Below are 16,870 nucleotides of genomic sequence, written 5' to 3'. Positions count from 1 at the left end.
AGGTCGCGCGCCTGTGGCACCAATCCACTCCAGCGCAGGCACACACGGTCCATCAGCCGCCTGAAGGCTGCCGCGCCCTAATTGGACATCTCGAAAGGGGCGGACTGACGGAACGGCGAAAGTGCGAGCTTGCCGTGTCCAACAGCAAGCTCCGCTCCAGATCTGAAACCTTGAACACTACGACCTCACCGCTCCGCGGATTGAACGATAGGCGGCCGACATCAATCGAGACAGCCTCGCCGGCTGAGTGAGGGGAGGGGGATCGGAGGGGGTGGGCTTCAGGCTCGCCAGACGAGGGGCCCGCGACCGTGAAGGGAGCGCCTCGCACATCCCACAAGGAGATTCGCCTTGACCGTTTCCCAACCAGGCAGCGCCACCACGCTGCCGCTCTCCAAGATCATCAAGGGCGATAACCCACGCCGTTATTTCGACCGGAAGAAGCATGACGATCTCGTTGTGTCGTTTCGCCTGCGCGGCATGCTCCAGCCCATCCTGCTTCGTCCGGTGCCAGAGGCCGACGACACCTACGCTATTGTCGCTGGGGAGCGCCGCTACAGGGCCGCCCTGGAAGTCTTTGGCCTCGATGGTGAAGTGCCGGTCATCATCCGCGAGATGACCGATCAGGAAGCGCTGGAAGCGGCGATCGACGAGAACGACAACCGCGACGACGCCTCGGAGACGGAACAGGCAGACGCGGCCGTCCGTCACCTTGCGGCCTGCCACAATGATCGCGCGGAAACCGCACGGCGCCTTGGCTGGTCGCGGGCCAAGCTCGATCGCCGTCTGGCGCTCGCCGGGCTTTCAGAGACCGTCAAATCCGCTCTCGACGAGCGGCGGATCAAGGTCGGCCATGCGGAGCTGCTCGCCGCCGTTCCTGCAGACAAGCAGGATAAGGCACTCGAGACGATCCTCGCCGCCGGTCTCGACATCGGAAAGACGCGGGATCTGCTCATGCGCGTCACGCAGAGTCTCGCCGCCGCCACCTTCGACAAGACGGAATGCACGACCTGCCCGTTCAACTCTGCGACGCAGCGCGCCCTGTTCGAGACCCATGTGGACGATGGCCACTGCACCAATCCCGGATGCTTCCAGCTCAAAACCCAGGCCGTCGACAACGCGCGTCTCGAAGAAGAGGCACGCGCCGCGGCCGCGCAGGCCGAAGACTCGCAATCCGAGGACGACGACGAGGAAATCGACGATTCCAGCGACGAGGAGAACGAGCCGTCCGACCGCGAGGCACGATACCCAACCGACCACGCCGATACCACCGGTGAAGCCGTCATCATCCCCAGGCCATCGGCCCCCGCCGGCAGCGTGAAGACGACTGCCCGCACAGATGGCCCGTCCGTCACCGTCAAATCGATTGCCGGACGGACCACCGACCTTCGCGAGGCGACATGGCGCACCGCTCTGGCCCGCGATCTCGCCGACAACGCGGCGCACGCCCACACCGCCATCCTGGTGGCTGCACTGACCGGCACGCTCTCCCAGATCAAATCGAGCACGCTGACGTCCCGCGCCGGTCTCCTGGTCAATCCATCCTTCCCGGGCCTGAGCTTCACCGCGAAGATCGAGGCAATCCTCGCGCTGACCAATGCACAGGCCGCCACCGCGCACTCTGCGATCGGGGCAGCTTATGCGCGCGACGTCCAGTCCTTCGGCCATGTCGCCGATCTCGCCCGCATGTTCGAAATCGATATCCGCCACGCCTGGCAGGTCGATCGCGCGTTTCTCGAGCGATACACCAAGGACGAGCTTAAATTCATCGCTCGGGAATGCGGCCTCATCGCGCACAAAGGCGAAAAGGCGTTCGCCAAGCTTCTCGGTGCCAAGAAAGCCGACCTCATAGCGGGCATGCTCAACGCCGTCGGCTTCAATTGGGCCGGCCGCCTGCCAAGCGCCATGACGCTCGACGCAACATACGGACCGCCCGAGAGCGCCGTCCCTCCGGCCGTCGCCTCCGGCGCCACCGACCTCGCCGCCTGACCGACATCCCACCTCAAAACGAAGGACTGATCGCCATGCTTATCGCAAGCCTGCTCCCGCTCCTCGAGCGCTACTCCCTCGGCTTCGACCTTGTCGCCGGCCCCGACGGAACCGTCACCCTGACCGTCATTCCGCGCAATGCCGAAGGCAAGACCCACAGCCTCGAAACCGGCGAGACGCGGCCGATCTCGATCACCGCGACCGCCTCGGAGATCGATGCCGAACTCGCCAGGGGGGCAGACGGCGCACTTGGCCAGCTGATCACGACGCGAAAGACGCTTGCCGACCAGATCGCCCAACAGCGTGAGGCCACCGAGGCGGCGCGCGCCGCGTCTGCCGAAGCCGCCAAGGCAAAGGCCGCCTCTGCGCCGAACAGATCGTCCAGCGCCGGAAGCGCACCTGCGTCTCCTGCTCCGAGCGCGCCCCCCGCAGAGGCCACATCCGATGAGCCCGCCAGCCTGTGGTGATCGAACCGCCTTAGCGCTTTTTCCCACCATCACGAGGAACTACCGATGCAGATCAACCATCTCGCCCGCACCTGTCGTTATGACGGCATCGATCTCCCGATCCCGCCGCATCTCGCGAACGATGCCCAAGGCCTGCGCGCCTATCACGCTACCCTCTATCCGGCGATCCTCAACGCCGAACTCGTCGACGCCGGTGTGACCGGCGGCGTGCATGTCACTGAATATCGCCGCGCCGTCGGCACGAAGGGCTGAACGTGCCGCGCCGCAAAGGCGCGGCCATCCCCGCCGCACCCCGCAAGACACTCCTCGAATGGATCGAGATCGAAGATGGCGACACAACCGGTCCTCCCGAGCCTCCCTGCAGCAAGCAAGCCCAGGCCATCCACGTCCAGATCGCGCTCGACCCGGGCGCCTATGGAAACGACCCTGCCGAACCTCTTCAGGCGCCCACCAGCCTGCGGCTACCCCCACTCGGCTGACCTTGCCGGCCGGTCGGTCAAGATCGCACCGGAAATCCCGACTGCGTTCGACCGACCGCTCGCGGCCCACCATAAGCTGATCGGGCGCTGGGTCGCGTCGCGCGATAGCTCGGCAATCCCTTACACGCGCGGCGACGCACGCCGGCATATCGAAACGACCTTCAACCATGCGGTCCTCGACGCTCTCGACCCGCTCACGCTCGCTGATCTGCGGATCGTCGTCCTCAACGGCGAGGACGTTGGTCCGCCGGCAGTCGCCACCATCTGCGACAGTATGGGACAGCTCGATCTGGGATGGATCGAGAACAGCAATGCGCCGATCGCCTGGCGGGCGGCCGCTTATGCCGCGCTCGAGCAGACCCTCGGCAGTGCTCTCCCAATCTTCAACTATCAGGACCTCTTCGACGAAATCTCGATCTACTATTGGGACGGCGAAACCGACGATGAAGGCGCGCGCCAAAGCCTCATCGACTACCAGGGCGCAGACCCCGACGATCTCGACGAGCACAGCCTGCCGTCGACCATGAACGCCAGGAAACCCGGGTGGATGGATGCTGCGAATTCCGTGCCGCACGCTCAGCTCCCGACCAGACTGCGCATAGCCCTGCGCCGGCTTCGACAGACCCACGACGCGCTTCGGCGGCTGCCACAGGATCGCAACGCCTGGCGCTTCAATTCCGAGACGCTCTACGAATATGTCCCCGGCCTCGAGGAATGTTCGTCCTTGCCGCCGCTGACCCTCGTGCCCGTCGAATATTTCGCGGCCGAAGTCGACGATGTCGGCCGTCACGGCATGGAATACGGCTTCATGGACGTCGCCGGTCTCTGCCCGCTCCCGGACGCCGATACCATCACGCACTGGTTCGCGTCACTCGAGGTCGGAGCGCGATTCCTGCTCGCTGCCCAGCATCTCATCGAACTCGATCCCGAGAAACTGCGAGGTTCCCATGTCCGACCATAGCGCTCATTTCGAAGCAACCGCCGCCGGCATGGTGCTGACCAGCGCCATCCTGCTCTACCAGAACGACTCCCCACGAAATCCCAGCCACCATGCGACGCCGCGACCCGACGCGCACGCCTTTGCCAGTCTCCATCCCATCGAGCATAACGAAGCCGGCCCGACCATCGCCGCCGGCACACCGCTGACACGCGCCCACCTGCGACAATGGTCCCAGGCCCTCGGCAGGGCAGCGCCGCCAGACATTCTGCCGCACAATGTGCTGGTAGCTCACGCCGACATGCTTGCCTGGTGGACGCCAGAGCAGGTCCGCCCTGCCTATTTCAATCTGTCGGCCCCACCCGTCGGGCTCGGCCCCTTGCGCCAGCGGACCATCGTTCCCGTCCCCTTTCCCGCACATCTCTTCATCGCCACGCGCCGTACACTCAGCGTCTACGCGCTTGCGCAAAACCAGCGCCCCACCGCCGAGACCCGATTGCTTCACTCGCCCATCCTCAACGTCTACATCGACGGATCGCTCTGCTGGGGCAACATCCCCAGGCCCGGGACACTCGCCGTATCGGCGATCCCGGAATTCGAGCGCGCGGTATTTGATAGCTGGTCGACACATCCAAATCCCGGGCAGGAGCGGACCATCACGGGCAAGGGCGGCCTGGTGAAACTCTGGGACGACCTCGCCGCCCGCGGGGCGACGCGTTTCCCGGTGCGGCGCCTCAAGCCCTTCGCCGGCAAGAGCCGGCAGGCCAATTCTCCCAAAGCTGCGTCTGGCGCTAAGCCGATGACGTTCGGGCAGCTCGTTGCGGGAGGCTCAAGATGACCGCCACGCTCGCCGACGACCCGACCGCAGCTGCGATCCTCGCGGCCGCGCCCTGTTACCCGGTACCGCCGAGCGGCGGGTCTCCTGCCATCGACGCGGTGCGCGCCTCCCGCACCGGCCATTGCCTCGCTGTCGGACGCGATGGCGTCAGTCTCATCGTACGCCGTCCCTGGCTCGAGCTCGACGTTCCCGTCACACCGCCCATCCCGGCATATCTACCCTATGGCAGCATCGGCGAGCGCCGCGCCAATCTGCGCTGCGGTCTCATACCAAAAGAGATATTCGATCGCGTCCTCGACCACTTCTGCGCGGCTCTTCCGAACGAAGCGGCCGCCTTCGTCATCTGGGATGAGGATGATCGCGACTTCTCGCTGCATTTCCCTCAGATCGACGAGGCAACCCCGTCGCGCCTGATCTACCGCAACCCCGTCCTTCCACTGCGGCGGCATCTCGTCTGCGACATTCACAGTCACGGTCATGGTGCGGCATTTTTCAGCGCTACGGACGATCGCGACGACGCTCACACCACGAAGATCGCGCTCGTGGTCGGGCGGCTCGGCGACCCGGACGGCCCTGTCATTGCCTCCCGCCTATGCGCGGGTGGCATGTTCCTGGCCGTCCCGCGCAATCCCTTCTCAGGAGACGATTATGCAGCCTGATCCACCCGATCGCCACTATCTCCCCGCCGGCTTCGACAATCGCACGATCAGGATCGTCCTCGTCGGCTGCGGCGGCAACGGCGCGCAGATGCTGATGGGCCTTGCGTCGCTCAACACGGCCCTGCGCGCCATTTCCTCCCGATCGCTCCATGTCACCATTGTCGATGATGACGTCGTCAGCGAGGCCAATCTCGGCCGACAGCCATTCTATCGGTGCGACCTCGGCAGCTCGAAGGCCCATACGCTAACCGAGCGGATCAACCTTGCGCATGGTCTCGCCTGGAAGGCCATCCACGGCCGCGCGCCAGGCGCGGTCGATATTTCGAAAGCCGATATCCTCATCAGCTGCGTCGACACAGCGTCCGCGCGACGCGCGCTTGGCGCTGCAATGACGACCAAATCCACGGCACCGACCTATTGGATGGACCTCGGCAACCGCGCCAGCGACGGCCAGTTCATCATCGGCTGCCCGGGCGACCAGCACGGGCGAGACCGCCGACGCCTTCCGACCGTGCTCGAATATCTCCCCGAGATCGCCGATGAGACCCTGCCGGACGACGATAGCCCATCCTGCTCGGTCGCCGAGGCGCTCGAACGGCAATCCCTGTTCGTGAACCGTGTCCTGGCCAGTCACGCGCTCGCCCTGCTTTTCGATCTGATCGGCCGCGGCTCGATCGGCCACGCTGGCGCATTCATGAACCTCGCCAGCGGACAATGCGTCCCCATTCCGCTGCCAGCGACCGATGACGTAACCGACATTCGCCGCACCGCCATCGATCCGGACGAGCACGTCGCGGAGCCCGTAATGGAAGCACAGCGATGATCGAACGTTCCTCCAAGGCGGAGGTTCGCAATCCCATCCTGACCCGCCCGTCCCTAGCCCGACTTCGCACACTCAGTCCCGAAGCCCGTCTCGCTCTCCAGGACATCCTGCTCGACATCCAGCACGACGCCCGTTTGCGCGCAGAACGCAGCTGGCGAAGCCGAAAGCCGCCGGTCGCGGCCTATTGGGCGGCTTGCGGCGTCTATGCCGGGCACATAGCTCGTGCCATCGGCCCAGGGCCTGGTCGCCGCCGATCGGTCAGACAGCGCCCCTGAACTTTCGACACGGCGGACGTCTTTGCGCCGACAAGCGTGGCGCACCCCCGAGGCCCCACTCGCGCCCGGCATGAAACCTGTCCCCCTGTTCCGGCCAGCTCGCGCAGCCGGCCGAAACGACAGCGCCATCGCCAAACCTCAATCAGGGAGGATCCTATGCGACACCGCTATGTGGCCGGCGCCTACGGGCTCGTCGCGGCCGACCCCGTCACGCTCGCCAAGGAGTATCTGAGCGCGCGATACGCGACATCCCACGAATTCATCACAGAGGAAGCACGCGCGAACTGGGTCGCGGCGGTGGCCGCCTTTGGCGTCTATGCGTGGGGTGCGCGCTTTCACGCAGCCTGCACCGCGTCATTTTGCGGCCCTGCTGCGCAGCAAAAGGAGCCCGTCTGCGACAGTTGCGCCAGCGCCGACATCGTTCGTGACGCCAGCGCCATGTGGGATTCGCGCACCGGACAATGGTCCTTTGTCGACATTTACGACTGCCACACTTGCCAGGCCTGCGAGCGGGAAGGCGACACCATCGTTCGATGGCGACCTCACCAGGGCGTCGAACCGATCTTCCGATTTATCCAGGAGGCACCAGCATGTTGATCGAACTGCGCAAGCTCAAGGTGATCAGGGCGCTCTCCGAGGAGACATCCTGCTATACCGCAGAAATCTGGATCGACGGCGCGCTTGCCTTCCTCGCGAGCAACCGCGGACAGGGTGGAGCGGATGACTATCGCCAGAAAGGAACGCTCACCGAGGCCGAAGTCGACCGGTGGCTCAAAGCCCACCGCACCGCACGCACCTATCAGGGCATCGATCTCGAACCGAGCCTCGAGCATGAAATCGCCACGTTGATCGACGAGGCCGAAAGCGTCTCGGCGCTGCGCCGCCGCCTGCGCACCAACATCGTCACGATCGAGGACGGCGCCGTTTACGCCTACCCCTTAAAGAAGCGTCCGGCCGAGCCGGTGATCGCAGCAATCCGCAGCAAGAAGCCCAGTGCGGAAATCCTCAATGGTGCCGACGAGGCAACGCTTCTCAAGGCTGCGCGCCTGATCCTGGATGCCGACGACACCGCCAACGCTTCAGCGCCTGGGTAAAAAGAGGAGGGGGGCAGGGCCTGTCGAGCGCATTGGCTCTCGAGAATGGCTCGGCCGGATTCCGCCATCGGCGCGGTGGTCACCGACAGCTGAGCTGCCGCCTCGATGATCGAACGACCAGCCGGAGGGATCACAACATGGCATATGACGAGTCAGCCGAAGCCAATTGCGCCAAGGCATTGGCGAAATTCGCCCGCGACTATGGGTATGACCGCTTCACATGGCGCGGGACGCTCACATCATCTGATGAGCCGACGGAGCGGTTTTCCGTCGAGGTCCGGCTATCTGCTGGGCGCACAGTCTCAGACGACGAAGACCCGGCCGGCGCCCTCGCAGACCGGCTGGTCAGCTACCGGTCCAACAGCGAGTTCGGCCCTGTCCACCACATCATCTGCGACGAAGCCGCTACCCTCATCTGGAAACTGATTGCCGAAAACGGGCAACCTGTTTCCGGCAATGCCAGACAAGGCGATCAGATCGCGCGAGAGATCGAGAGTGCCACCGAGCTGCGAACCCGCGCCAAGGCAATGCTTGCCGCGTTCGGAGGCGACATTCCCGACTGGCTCCGAGGCGAGGCTGGAGCGCTCGATCGCGCAATCGCCCAGGCGGAGGAACGCTGACATGCGCCGCATAGAAAGGGACCCGGAAGGTGGATGGATCGCACGCCGCCGCGACGGCACCCTCATCACCGATAACGACTGGCGATGGAACAGCCGATCGGCGGCCAGGCACGCGGCCATGGAGGCAGACGACGAAGCATCGCCACGCGACCCGCCCGCCGGCTCCTGCGCGCCGTGTGCAGACGGCGAATATCCGCCCGCTCATTCCGACATAAGCCGAAGCCCGGAGATTCTTATGAATGCCTCACATTCCGACAATCCGGATGCCGAGACTGGCGCCGACGCCGTCCAACCGGTCCTCCCTCATCCACTGGTCCGGCCCCTCTGCCGAACTTGCGGCAGCGACAATCTTGCCCGCGACGCCGCCGCGCGCTGGGACATCATCATCCAGGACTGGACGATTACCGGCCTTTTCGATTCGACCACCTGCGACGATTGCGGCGCCGAGAGTGACGACCTCGCCCGCTGGTCTCCGCTCGCACTCGCGATCTGCGCCCGCGTGCGGATCCTCCAGCGCCCACGCGTCGGCGGCGACCGCTTCCGAAACCGGGAAGGCACGATCGTGCGCACGCACTTCGCCGGCTTCTACGTCAGGCTGGACATGACGCCCCGCGAGCGGACCCAGAAGACAGAGCTCGTCGAAACCGCCTATCTGGAGGTTCTCGCGCTTCCTGCTCATGACCCCGCCGGGCGGTCATGATCGCCTTCGATGAACGTCGCGACCAGCTCCGCCGCGAGCGCTTGCCAATCAGGATCGACAATCCAGCAGAGTTCGACCGTCTTGCCCATCACCTGCGCCAGTCAGCTATCAATTGCGGCGCTGATCACGCGCGGTGCGTGGCTGAAGGCTTCTCGGCCGATTTCCGTTGGGAAGCGGAGGAACTACTTCGCGCTGCCAGTGTGGCTGACCAAGACGCTGCTCAACCCTGACACCAGCGCTGGCACCGACATCGATCGGCTGGCCCGGTCAACCGCCCGCCACGCCAAGGCCGGTCAATATACCCCGGTGAAAAAGGAAAGGGGGGCAGGGGCTCCGAGCGTGATGCGCGCTCCAAGCCGGAGGTCCCCATGCACTACGACGTTGCGTTCCGACACCAGCAGGCCCTGGATCCCAGCGCCCTTACGACCATCGCCACGACGCTCCACGCGGTCGAGGCCGCGATCACCGATTGCCGCAACGCGGGCAAGGATCTGGAAGACGATCCCGCCGTCGTGCTGCTCGTGCGGCATTTGGCAACCGTCACCGGGGCGCGACCGGGCGACATCCAATTGCGTCACGCCTGTATGGATCAGATCGCGGAGATCCGACGCCATCCGATGCTGCTGACGCTCGCCCGCCGCGGGGTCAGCCATGACGACAACGCGAAACGTGCATTCCACAGCGAAGGCCGCGCCGCGATGCGCCGCCTGGCCGAGGCCCTCGACCTCGCCGAGCACAGCTTCGAGGTTCGCTCCAACCGCGCCGGTCCGGCCTGCTCGGGCGAAATCACGCTTCATGGCGAGGAGGTCTGGGTCCAGCTCAGCCTCGGCTATCTCGGTCCCGATCATGAAGTGCTGTTCCGCCGCGTGCACGGCCGCGCCGATCACACCGGCGATCGCAACCGCTGGGCGTCCATTCGCGACCTGCTCTCGCCCGATCGCTTCGCCGATCGGCTCCGCCGCGAGCTTCAGCTCAGCGCCGCTCCCACGTCGGCTACGCGCCTGTTCGCCTGATGGAGGCCACCCATGGACATCGTCGCCACGCGCACGCGCATTGGCATGGATCAACCGACCTACGCCTATCGCCTCTATGTGCCGATGTCGCAGCTGTCGCCCGAGCGCCAGCGCCTGATAGCCTACCGATCGAATTTCGGTATCGGCGCGCGCGATGCTTATCTCGCAAGGGTCGATGACGTCATCGCGCCGATGACACATCTCGAGACGCCGCCGGGGCCGGTGCGCTACGCCCAAGCCAAGGCGATCGAGGAGGCCGCGTCGCGGCTATCGGCCATTATCCTGTGCGCGCTCTTCCCGGAAATGACTGCTGACATGCTGCCGTTCCGGTTCACCGTCCTCTCCGCGCCGCCCAACGCCATCGTGCATGCGACCGTCCACGAGCTCACATCGCGCTACGAGGCGCTCCAGCCTCTGCTTGCCACGATCACCTCGGCGCTGATCGGAGTACGGATCGATAGGCGGGTCACATGATGTCCGCCTTCGACCCTGCCGATCCGCAGACCTGGGTCGCCCGTGGACGCCGGCCCGACCACGCCGCCATCATGGCGAGGGCGTGGCAGACTTTTCCCGATCTGCCCAACGATGCGCCGGCGGCGCAACGCATGGCGCGAACACGCGAACGTGTTCAGGCGATGCGCCCCGTGATGGAGGCGATCCAGGCCGAGCAGGAACGCCAGAGACAGGCGCGCAACTTCGCCTTCACCCAGGAACGGATCGCCAGATCCGAAGGAGACGAACGCGACGCTGCGATCCTTCGCGGCCGCGACAACCATGGCTATGACTGGGACGCCTCGGTCCAGTTCGCATACGGCTTATATGCGGCACGGGCGGGTTGGATCTGCCGACCTCCCGAGGTCCGAAACGGCAATCCCGCCGACATCCGCCTCAGAGCCGCTTACATGACCGGCTTCGACCAGGGCGGTGGTGATACCGACGATCTGTTCGACGTCGCCCGCCGCGCACTTGTCGCCCCGGAACGACCAGCGCCGGCTCCACGACTGAAAAACCCACCAGATCGTGCGCGTCCGCTTCCCAGCACCTGGCCCAAACCCTCGGATACGCCGAGGCCGACGACCTGGCGCCGGCGCCTGCTGATCATCGGCGCACCTGAGACGGGCATGCTGTCTAAGACGGAGATCAACGGCGGTCTTGCGCATGCGGCGCTTTTGCCGCTGCTGCGCGACCGACCCGAGGCCGACCAGGCAACCATCATCGTCGTCTGCGCTGGCGGATTTCTGCCTGTCACCGAACCCGTCGTCCGCGTCGCAGCTTTGCGAACCGCGGGCGACGTTGAACGCCTGACAGCCAATCCCGCTCCGGCAGCGGCGCTCGCGGCTCTGCTCGCGGGTCGCGACTTCGACGAGATTCTGGTCGCCGCCCAGGGCCTCTACTTGGATGCTCTCGATGCCCATGCGAAGCTTCTACCGCTCTGCCGCGTCATGGAGCGCACCCGCAACTCGTTGATCCAGCAGAAAGCGCATTTCAGGATCTGGCTCGATCGCGGCGTTCGCTCAGGCGAAACCCTTGGCGCGGGGCATATCCGCTGGGGCAAGGTCGCCAACGGGCTCACCGCTCGCCTCGGCGAATTCACCGCGCGCTATGCCGGCAAAGAGCAGGGGCGCGGCCATCGCATCCTCGTCGAATTGCCAAATGGCGATCCGGCCAACGGCTTCATGACGGTGCGCGGTGATCTACTGCAGCCGGAAATTCTGATCACCAATCAGAAGCACCTACGCCCATCAATGGCTGCAGGGCTGCGCGCCTTTGGGGGTGCGACACGACTTTCGCCCGCATCATAGGCCCACGCACCACCATCTCCGCCGCCCTTGAAAATCCGCTCCCCGGATAGATCCATTCTGGAGCAAAATCCGGGTTTTGAGGCGCTTCTCGCCCAGAAAGCCAAAAATGACCGAGATTCGGACCGAATTGCCGGCTTTGTCATAACAGCACGAATCGATCCGGCCCCGTTGGGCTGGCGCTTCTGGACCCTTGCCGGGTTTCCCGCGGACCCGATCGAACCGCGACCGTATGGCGGCTCGCGCTGCTTCCCGCTCGTGATGATCGACGTCGGTGGCACGCCACGATGGCTCTGCGCGATGAAGCTGGATCACACCTTCCGCCTCTACAGCAGGCACGACCTCTTTCCCTGCTCCGCGCAGGACGGGGCCGAAACTTTCGCCCGCGATTTTCTCGAGCGCCACGCCCGGCAGTCCAGACTGCTCTGACCAAACGGACATCGACAATGGAAACAACCCGCAGCCAGCGCTGGCGGGAGCGACGTGCCTTATGGGCACGCGACCTCACCGTCATCGACCCCGCCGCCTACGCCGTCGATATCATCGAGCACGCTGCAGCGCGCGCCTTCATCGCCCAGCACCATTACCTGCCGAGCTATCCCGCCGCGCGCATCGCCGTCGGCCTGTTCGGCCGCAAGGCCGAGCTGGAAGGTGTCGCCGTCTTCGCCGTTCCGACGACCGACGCGGTTATCACCAGGCACACCGGCTTCGACGATCCCGCACGCGGGTGCGTCTTGGCGCGCCTCATACTGACGGACGCGGTCCCGCAGAATGGCGAGAGCTTCTTCGTCGCGCGCGCCTTTCGCCATCTCCGGCGAGAGCGCCCCGCCATCGAGGCCGTGGTTTCCTACAGCGATCCTGGCGCCGGCCATATCGGCCGGGTCTATTGCGCGCTGTCGGCCGCGCACCGTGCCATCACCAGACCGCGAACCGTCCTGCGGATCGGCAACGTGACGATATCGGGCCGCACGCTCTCCAAGATCCGTCTTGGCGAGCAAGGTCACGCCGGCGCGATAGACCAGCTGGTATCCCTCGGTCTGCCGAGGCCGGCGGTGCTCGAGGCTCCGGCGCATTGGCTTTGGCGGCTCGAGCGCGAGCGGCTGCTCCTCCGCCACCGACAGGCCGGCCTCTACGCCTATTGTTTCGAGCTTACCCGCGAAGCGCGCCGCCGAGGCCGCGCCCTTCCGCGCCTGCCGTATCCGAAGGCGCTGCCGCTTACCCATCCGAGCCTTCCACTCTTTCCACCGCAGGAGATCTGACATGGCCGACATTACGACCTTGCCCGTCATGAGCGCGGCCGATGCCGACAGCATCGGCTTTGCCCGGTTCAACGATGTGCCGACCCTTCCCATCGATATTCCGGACGGCAACTTCACGATCAGCGCCAGGACCACCGACGGACGCCGCATCACCTTCTTCTTCGGCGAATATCAGCGCGGCGCACCGCCCAGCTTCGTCGACATCCAGTTTCACGACCAGGGTGCGACCATATCAAACGCGAACGGCGGGCGATCGCCGGTCTTCGACATGCTGACCATCGGACTTGGCGGCCGCCACGCGTTCGACAGCCGCAAATTGCCCGACGACGACAAACCGTCGATCGCGGTCATCCTTCTGGGCGAGCCGCGTGCGCCAACACCATCCGATCCTAAGGCGTAGCCATGTCGATCTACGTCGCCCGCTATACGCGGCTTCACCCCCGACTCTGGGCGCCCTATTCGATCACCGCCTACCCCCACGGCTTCCACGACTGGCCCGGCGATCTCGCCTACCCCGTCTGGACGCCGAACGCGCGCATCATCACGCCGCGCGGGGCCGCATCCATACCGCTCGGCGATTGCGCCACGCTCGATGCCGCGATCGAGGCCTGTTGGGCCCATCTCGCAACGCTCGATCAGGATATAACGCCATGCTGAACCCGTTCCAACGCGCCTGCGCAACCACCTTTGCCGAGGGCGATTTCGCCCATGTCGAAAGCCTGGACGACGCCCGCGAAGCCGGAGACACGCTGTTCACCTTCCTCATGATCGAGCTTTCCTCAAGCGAGGGCTGCGACAGTGCCGATGAAGCCGCCCGCAGGCTCGATATGGCAATCGACCAAATCCAGGGCGTCGCCGAGGCCGTCCAGTACGCCGGATCCGCCCGCTGAAAAGGGGAGGGGGGCCGAGAGTTGGAAGGCACATGCCTTTCACTCAAGGACAGGAGAAAATTCCATGGCTAGTGTCTCTCCCATCCGTCCCGCAGACGGAACGCTCGTGACGCTCGGCCGCCATTCCGGCGGCGCCCTGACCCTCCATCTCGAGCGCCTGCTCGCCGGGCGACTGCTGATCCAGGGCAGCAGCGGTGCCGGCAAAAGCCGCACATTGCGACGCATCGTCGAGGAGGTCTTCGACTATACCACCGTCATTCTCGTCGACCCCGAAGGCGAGTTCGGCAATCTCGCCGACCATATCGGCGCGACCACGCTGGTCGGAGCCGAACTTACCGCCGACGGCCTTACCGCCGCCGCGAAACGCGCCCGCGAACACCGGCTGTCGCTCCATCTCGATCTGACCGATCTCGATCCCGAGCAGCGGATTCTCAAGGCTGCCGCCTTCTTCACCGGCCTGATCGCCGTCGGCCGCGAGATCTGGGAAAATACCACACTGGTCTGTATCGACGAGGCGCATCTGCTCGCTCCCTATCACGCCGGCACCGCCCATGACGCCGAGACCAGGCGCATCGGCGTGTCGACACTCACCGATCTATGTGCCCGAGGCCGCAAACGCGGAATCGCGCCGATCATCGCCACGCAGCGGCTTGCCAAATTATCAGCCTCCGTAACCTCCGAGCTTCAGAATTTCCTGATCGGACTGAACGTGCAGGACCGCGATGTCGCGCGCGCCGCCAGTCTGCTCGGCTTCTCATCGAAGCAGGCCGAACGCCTCAGGATGATCGAGCCAGGCGAATTCTTCGCCATGGGCCCGGCACTCTCGCGCAGCGCGCTTCTCGCCAAGATCGACGACACGATCACCGATCACATCGGCGCGACGCCTGAACTCAAGGCGGCTTCGGAAATTCACGGCGAGGCCGCCGAGCGTTTGCTCGACCTCGCCACCCTGCGGGAAGTACCGCAGCGCTCCCGAGACGCCATTGCGATCCGCGGAACCCGCGCTCTCGACGGATTCCTGCTCGAACCGATTGCGCCCACCGCCGCCGCCGTCGTCGCCGCGCTGCGCAACATTTCCCCCAATGCGACGACAGCGAGCGACCTGGCCGGACATCTTGGCCAGGAACGCGAGGCCGTGGATCAGGCACTCGACGTGCTCGCAGCGTTGTCGGTGGTCGACACGATGCCGCGTGAAGAGGGTCGGATAGCCCGGCTGCACGCGCGCCTTCGCGCGAAGATCACCGACATGCCCGTGGTGGCCCTCTCATGAGGCCGCTGGACCTCGACGCCGAGATTATCGAGCTGGTCGCTTGCCAGCCTCCTGCGGCGCCCGCCCTGAACTTGCGCGAAATGGCATTTCGTAAGGACAGCTGGGCGCCGGCCGAGGTCGATGAACTTCGCCGTCTTTTCGACGCCGATCAATCGCTCGACCAAATCGCGCAGGCGCTCAGGCGCGGCCGCTTCGGCATTGCCGACAAGATCGCTGGTCTCGGCCTGCGCCGCAACTCGACGAGGCCATGGTCCGGTCTCGAGGATGACGACCTCACGCGCCAATACGGGTGTCTGGCCACGGCGCAGCTCGCACTCCTCTTCGGCCGGACATGCGCCGCCATCTATGCACGCGCTTCGATCCTGGGCCTGACAGATGGTGCCCCGCCAGCCTGGACGGCGTGGGAAGATGCCCAGCTTCGCGAAGGGTACCGACTGGCCGTGCCATTGCAGCAGCTTTGCACCCTGATCGGCCGACCGCTGACCGGCCTATCAGCACGCGCCGCTGCGCTCGGCCTTCGTCATCCGAACCATCCATCAGGCTGGTCGGATGCCGAGGCCGGGCGCGCCCTCGAACTGGCCGAGGCCGGTAACCGCTACCGGGCGATCATAGAACAGCTCGCGGCGGAGGGCTTCCCGCGCAGAAGCCTCGCCGGCCTGGGACCGCAAATCCGCCGGCTCGGCTACGGCCGAGGCTGGGGTCGGCCGTGGGGGCCGGACGAAGACGCGTTGCTCGTCCGCGCATATGCCGAAGGCTCGAGCCTTACGCCGGTGCGAACCCGATTGGGGCGCACTACCTGCTCGATCCGCTGGCGCTCCGAGTATCTTGGCCTGCGCGGCAGCCACGCCAACCGGAACGGCTGGCGCACAGCGCCGGACTGGTCCGAGGCCGATCTGACGATCCTGCGCGAAGAATATGGCCGCACGCCGACGCGCGCGCTGGCCGCCAGATTTGGGCGTACCAAGGCCTCGATCACCACACGTGCGAATGTCCTCGGGCTCGTGCACGGCTACATCCGCCCCTGGACCAAGGACGAGATGGCCGCGCTCGCCAACGCCTTCCACCATGGCATCGCGATCGCGGATCTCGCCGCCGCGCTTACTCGCAAACCCGCGTCGGTCTCTAAGTTCGCGACCAAGCACGGCTTCGATTTCGGCCGGCGCGCTCTTCGGGGCGAGGCACCAACGCTCCTGGAGATCATCGCGCTCTCTGCGCCTCAGACCACAGCCGTCTGAACAAAGAAGAGTGGGGTGATGGGAAGGGGAGCGGAAAATCGCTCGAGCCCCGGAGCGACCCCATGGCCAATCAAACTTCCATATTTACCGCGCAGCCGCGCCCGGCGGACTATATTCTCGCCGCATCGCCGCCGCCCGTCGTGCTCGCCTATGGCATCGGCGTAGATTCGACCGCGCTCCTGATTGAGCTACACGACCGCGGCGAGACACCCGACCTCGTGCTTACCGCCGACCCCGGCGCCGAGAAGCCCGCGACCTACCAATATCAAAAAATCATGGCGGCGTGGATGGCTGCCCGAGGAATCCCCTATGAAGTGGTGCGCTATGTTCCGCAGCGCTTCAAGCACTGGCCACCCTATTATTCCATCCTGTCCAACGTGCTCACAAATGCCACATTGCCGAGCATCTCCCTTGGTCGCCATTCCTGCTCGTTAGGTCTTGCGGCTTGACCTGTCTCGTTAGCGACACCGTGAGGGAGAGGGATCACGAATTGCGACCGACAGCGCATCGCCGATTGCCGCGTCCT

22 protein-coding genes and 1 pseudogene are annotated in these 16,870 nt (G+C 65.3%); all 23 read left to right on the top strand.

Annotated features, from left to right (window positions below; translation table 11 throughout):
* Window positions 1-348: 348 nt before the first annotated feature.
* Window positions 349-1,986, top strand: coding sequence for a PRTRC system ParB family protein (locus J0A91_RS23860; RefSeq protein WP_069207709.1), 1,638 nt, complete (start codon window positions 349-351; stop codon window positions 1,984-1,986).
* Window positions 1,987-2,021: 35 nt separating this feature from the next.
* The gene (locus J0A91_RS23855; RefSeq protein ID WP_069207708.1) at window positions 2,022-2,453 is read left to right on the top strand and encodes a PRTRC system protein E; all 432 of its coding nucleotides are present in this window, start codon (window positions 2,022-2,024) and stop codon (window positions 2,451-2,453) included.
* A gap of 45 nt (window positions 2,454-2,498) precedes the next feature.
* Window positions 2,499-2,705 (top strand): PRTRC system protein C, encoded by a 207-nt coding sequence (locus J0A91_RS23850; protein WP_069207707.1) that lies wholly within the window; start codon window positions 2,499-2,501, stop codon window positions 2,703-2,705.
* 75 nt (window positions 2,706-2,780) lie between these two features.
* Entirely contained in the window at window positions 2,781-3,893 is a 1,113-nt protein-coding gene (locus J0A91_RS23845; RefSeq protein ID WP_069207706.1) for a hypothetical protein, read from the top strand.
* On the top strand, window positions 3,880-4,707 hold the full coding sequence (locus tag J0A91_RS23840) for a PRTRC system protein B (RefSeq protein WP_069207705.1): 828 nt from the start codon (window positions 3,880-3,882) through the stop codon (window positions 4,705-4,707). Before J0A91_RS23845 ends, J0A91_RS23840 begins: the two co-directional genes overlap by 14 nt.
* The gene (locus J0A91_RS23835; RefSeq protein WP_069207704.1) at window positions 4,704-5,366 is read left to right on the top strand and encodes a PRTRC system protein A; all 663 of its coding nucleotides are present in this window, start codon (window positions 4,704-4,706) and stop codon (window positions 5,364-5,366) included. The genes J0A91_RS23840 and J0A91_RS23835 overlap by 4 nt, the downstream gene beginning before the upstream one ends.
* Window positions 5,356-6,189, top strand: coding sequence for a PRTRC system ThiF family protein (locus tag J0A91_RS23830; protein WP_083225024.1), 834 nt, complete (start codon window positions 5,356-5,358; stop codon window positions 6,187-6,189). Before J0A91_RS23835 ends, J0A91_RS23830 begins: the two co-directional genes overlap by 11 nt.
* A gap of 431 nt (window positions 6,190-6,620) precedes the next feature.
* Complete coding sequence (locus J0A91_RS23825; protein ID WP_069207703.1) at window positions 6,621-7,061, top strand: hypothetical protein; 441 nt, start codon at window positions 6,621-6,623, stop codon at window positions 7,059-7,061.
* Complete coding sequence (locus J0A91_RS23820; RefSeq protein WP_069207702.1) at window positions 7,055-7,558, top strand: hypothetical protein; 504 nt, start codon at window positions 7,055-7,057, stop codon at window positions 7,556-7,558. Before J0A91_RS23825 ends, J0A91_RS23820 begins: the two co-directional genes overlap by 7 nt.
* A gap of 137 nt (window positions 7,559-7,695) precedes the next feature.
* A complete protein-coding gene (locus tag J0A91_RS23815) occupies window positions 7,696-8,178 on the top strand; it encodes a hypothetical protein (protein ID WP_069207701.1) in 483 nt (160 codons plus the stop codon).
* A 1-nt stretch (window position 8,179) separates the two neighbouring features.
* Window positions 8,180-8,878: a hypothetical protein gene (locus tag J0A91_RS24990; RefSeq protein ID WP_240502341.1), complete on the top strand. Its 699-nt coding sequence runs from the start codon at window positions 8,180-8,182 to the stop codon at window positions 8,876-8,878.
* A complete protein-coding gene (locus J0A91_RS23805) occupies window positions 8,875-9,108 on the top strand; it encodes a hypothetical protein (RefSeq protein ID WP_150127130.1) in 234 nt (77 codons plus the stop codon). Before J0A91_RS24990 ends, J0A91_RS23805 begins: the two co-directional genes overlap by 4 nt.
* Before the next feature lie 138 nt (window positions 9,109-9,246).
* Window positions 9,247-9,891 (top strand): hypothetical protein, encoded by a 645-nt coding sequence (locus J0A91_RS23800; RefSeq protein WP_069207700.1) that lies wholly within the window; start codon window positions 9,247-9,249, stop codon window positions 9,889-9,891.
* A gap of 12 nt (window positions 9,892-9,903) precedes the next feature.
* Entirely contained in the window at window positions 9,904-10,365 is a 462-nt protein-coding gene (locus tag J0A91_RS23795) for a hypothetical protein (protein ID WP_069207699.1), read from the top strand.
* Window positions 10,362-11,693, top strand: a complete 1,332-nt coding sequence (locus J0A91_RS23790) for a hypothetical protein (protein WP_069207698.1) — start codon at window positions 10,362-10,364, stop codon at window positions 11,691-11,693. The genes J0A91_RS23795 and J0A91_RS23790 overlap by 4 nt, the downstream gene beginning before the upstream one ends.
* Window positions 11,694-11,720: 27 nt before the next feature.
* A complete protein-coding gene (locus tag J0A91_RS23785; RefSeq protein ID WP_240502340.1) occupies window positions 11,721-12,119 on the top strand; it encodes a transposase in 399 nt (132 codons plus the stop codon).
* A 17-nt stretch (window positions 12,120-12,136) separates the two neighbouring features.
* Window positions 12,137-12,949: a Mom family adenine methylcarbamoylation protein gene (locus J0A91_RS23780; RefSeq protein ID WP_069207697.1), complete on the top strand. Its 813-nt coding sequence runs from the start codon at window positions 12,137-12,139 to the stop codon at window positions 12,947-12,949.
* A gap of 1 nt (window position 12,950) precedes the next feature.
* A complete protein-coding gene (locus J0A91_RS23775; protein ID WP_069207696.1) occupies window positions 12,951-13,349 on the top strand; it encodes a hypothetical protein in 399 nt (132 codons plus the stop codon).
* 2 nt (window positions 13,350-13,351) lie between these two features.
* The gene (locus tag J0A91_RS23770) at window positions 13,352-13,606 is read left to right on the top strand and encodes a hypothetical protein (protein ID WP_069207695.1); all 255 of its coding nucleotides are present in this window, start codon (window positions 13,352-13,354) and stop codon (window positions 13,604-13,606) included.
* Window positions 13,600-13,839 carry a hypothetical protein gene (locus J0A91_RS23765; protein WP_069207694.1) on the top strand — a complete coding sequence of 80 codons (240 nt, stop codon included), beginning with the start codon at window positions 13,600-13,602 and terminating at the stop codon, window positions 13,837-13,839. The genes J0A91_RS23770 and J0A91_RS23765 overlap by 7 nt, the downstream gene beginning before the upstream one ends.
* Window positions 13,840-13,903: 64 nt before the next feature.
* Window positions 13,904-15,109, top strand: coding sequence for a helicase HerA domain-containing protein (locus J0A91_RS23760; RefSeq protein ID WP_069207693.1), 1,206 nt, complete (start codon window positions 13,904-13,906; stop codon window positions 15,107-15,109).
* A complete protein-coding gene (locus tag J0A91_RS23755) occupies window positions 15,106-16,344 on the top strand; it encodes a hypothetical protein (protein ID WP_069207692.1) in 1,239 nt (412 codons plus the stop codon). Before J0A91_RS23760 ends, J0A91_RS23755 begins: the two co-directional genes overlap by 4 nt.
* 62 nt (window positions 16,345-16,406) lie before the next feature.
* Window positions 16,407-16,778 (top strand): annotated as a pseudogene (locus J0A91_RS23750) (hypothetical protein); the annotation flags it as partial.
* Window positions 16,779-16,870 lie beyond the last annotated feature (92 nt).

This window comes from Sphingomonas panacis, assembly GCF_001717955.1.
Lineage (GTDB): Bacteria > Pseudomonadota > Alphaproteobacteria > Sphingomonadales > Sphingomonadaceae > Sphingomonas > Sphingomonas panacis.
This window is presented reverse-complemented; position numbering and strand designations above follow the sequence as displayed.

Coding starts and splice junctions, on each gene's coding strand:
- J0A91_RS23850 (WP_069207707.1), top strand. CDS start 2,499: ATGCAGATCAACCATCTCGCCCGCACCTGTCGTTATGACGGCATCGAT.
- J0A91_RS23790 (WP_069207698.1), top strand. CDS start 10,362: ATGATGTCCGCCTTCGACCCTGCCGATCCGCAGACCTGGGTCGCCCGT.
- J0A91_RS23830 (WP_083225024.1), top strand. CDS start 5,356: ATGCAGCCTGATCCACCCGATCGCCACTATCTCCCCGCCGGCTTCGAC.
- J0A91_RS23840 (WP_069207705.1), top strand. CDS start 3,880: ATGTCCGACCATAGCGCTCATTTCGAAGCAACCGCCGCCGGCATGGTG.
- J0A91_RS23855 (WP_069207708.1), top strand. CDS start 2,022: ATGCTTATCGCAAGCCTGCTCCCGCTCCTCGAGCGCTACTCCCTCGGC.
- J0A91_RS23805 (WP_150127130.1), top strand. CDS start 8,875: ATGATCGCCTTCGATGAACGTCGCGACCAGCTCCGCCGCGAGCGCTTG.
- J0A91_RS23815 (WP_069207701.1), top strand. CDS start 7,696: ATGGCATATGACGAGTCAGCCGAAGCCAATTGCGCCAAGGCATTGGCG.
- J0A91_RS23820 (WP_069207702.1), top strand. CDS start 7,055: ATGTTGATCGAACTGCGCAAGCTCAAGGTGATCAGGGCGCTCTCCGAG.
- J0A91_RS23775 (WP_069207696.1), top strand. CDS start 12,951: ATGGCCGACATTACGACCTTGCCCGTCATGAGCGCGGCCGATGCCGAC.
- J0A91_RS23770 (WP_069207695.1), top strand. CDS start 13,352: ATGTCGATCTACGTCGCCCGCTATACGCGGCTTCACCCCCGACTCTGG.
- J0A91_RS23845 (WP_069207706.1), top strand. CDS start 2,781: ATGGCGACACAACCGGTCCTCCCGAGCCTCCCTGCAGCAAGCAAGCCC.
- J0A91_RS23800 (WP_069207700.1), top strand. CDS start 9,247: ATGCACTACGACGTTGCGTTCCGACACCAGCAGGCCCTGGATCCCAGC.
- J0A91_RS23825 (WP_069207703.1), top strand. CDS start 6,621: ATGCGACACCGCTATGTGGCCGGCGCCTACGGGCTCGTCGCGGCCGAC.
- J0A91_RS23760 (WP_069207693.1), top strand. CDS start 13,904: ATGGCTAGTGTCTCTCCCATCCGTCCCGCAGACGGAACGCTCGTGACG.
- J0A91_RS23780 (WP_069207697.1), top strand. CDS start 12,137: ATGGAAACAACCCGCAGCCAGCGCTGGCGGGAGCGACGTGCCTTATGG.
- J0A91_RS24990 (WP_240502341.1), top strand. CDS start 8,180: ATGCGCCGCATAGAAAGGGACCCGGAAGGTGGATGGATCGCACGCCGC.
- J0A91_RS23755 (WP_069207692.1), top strand. CDS start 15,106: ATGAGGCCGCTGGACCTCGACGCCGAGATTATCGAGCTGGTCGCTTGC.
- J0A91_RS23765 (WP_069207694.1), top strand. CDS start 13,600: ATGCTGAACCCGTTCCAACGCGCCTGCGCAACCACCTTTGCCGAGGGC.
- J0A91_RS23795 (WP_069207699.1), top strand. CDS start 9,904: ATGGACATCGTCGCCACGCGCACGCGCATTGGCATGGATCAACCGACC.
- J0A91_RS23835 (WP_069207704.1), top strand. CDS start 4,704: ATGACCGCCACGCTCGCCGACGACCCGACCGCAGCTGCGATCCTCGCG.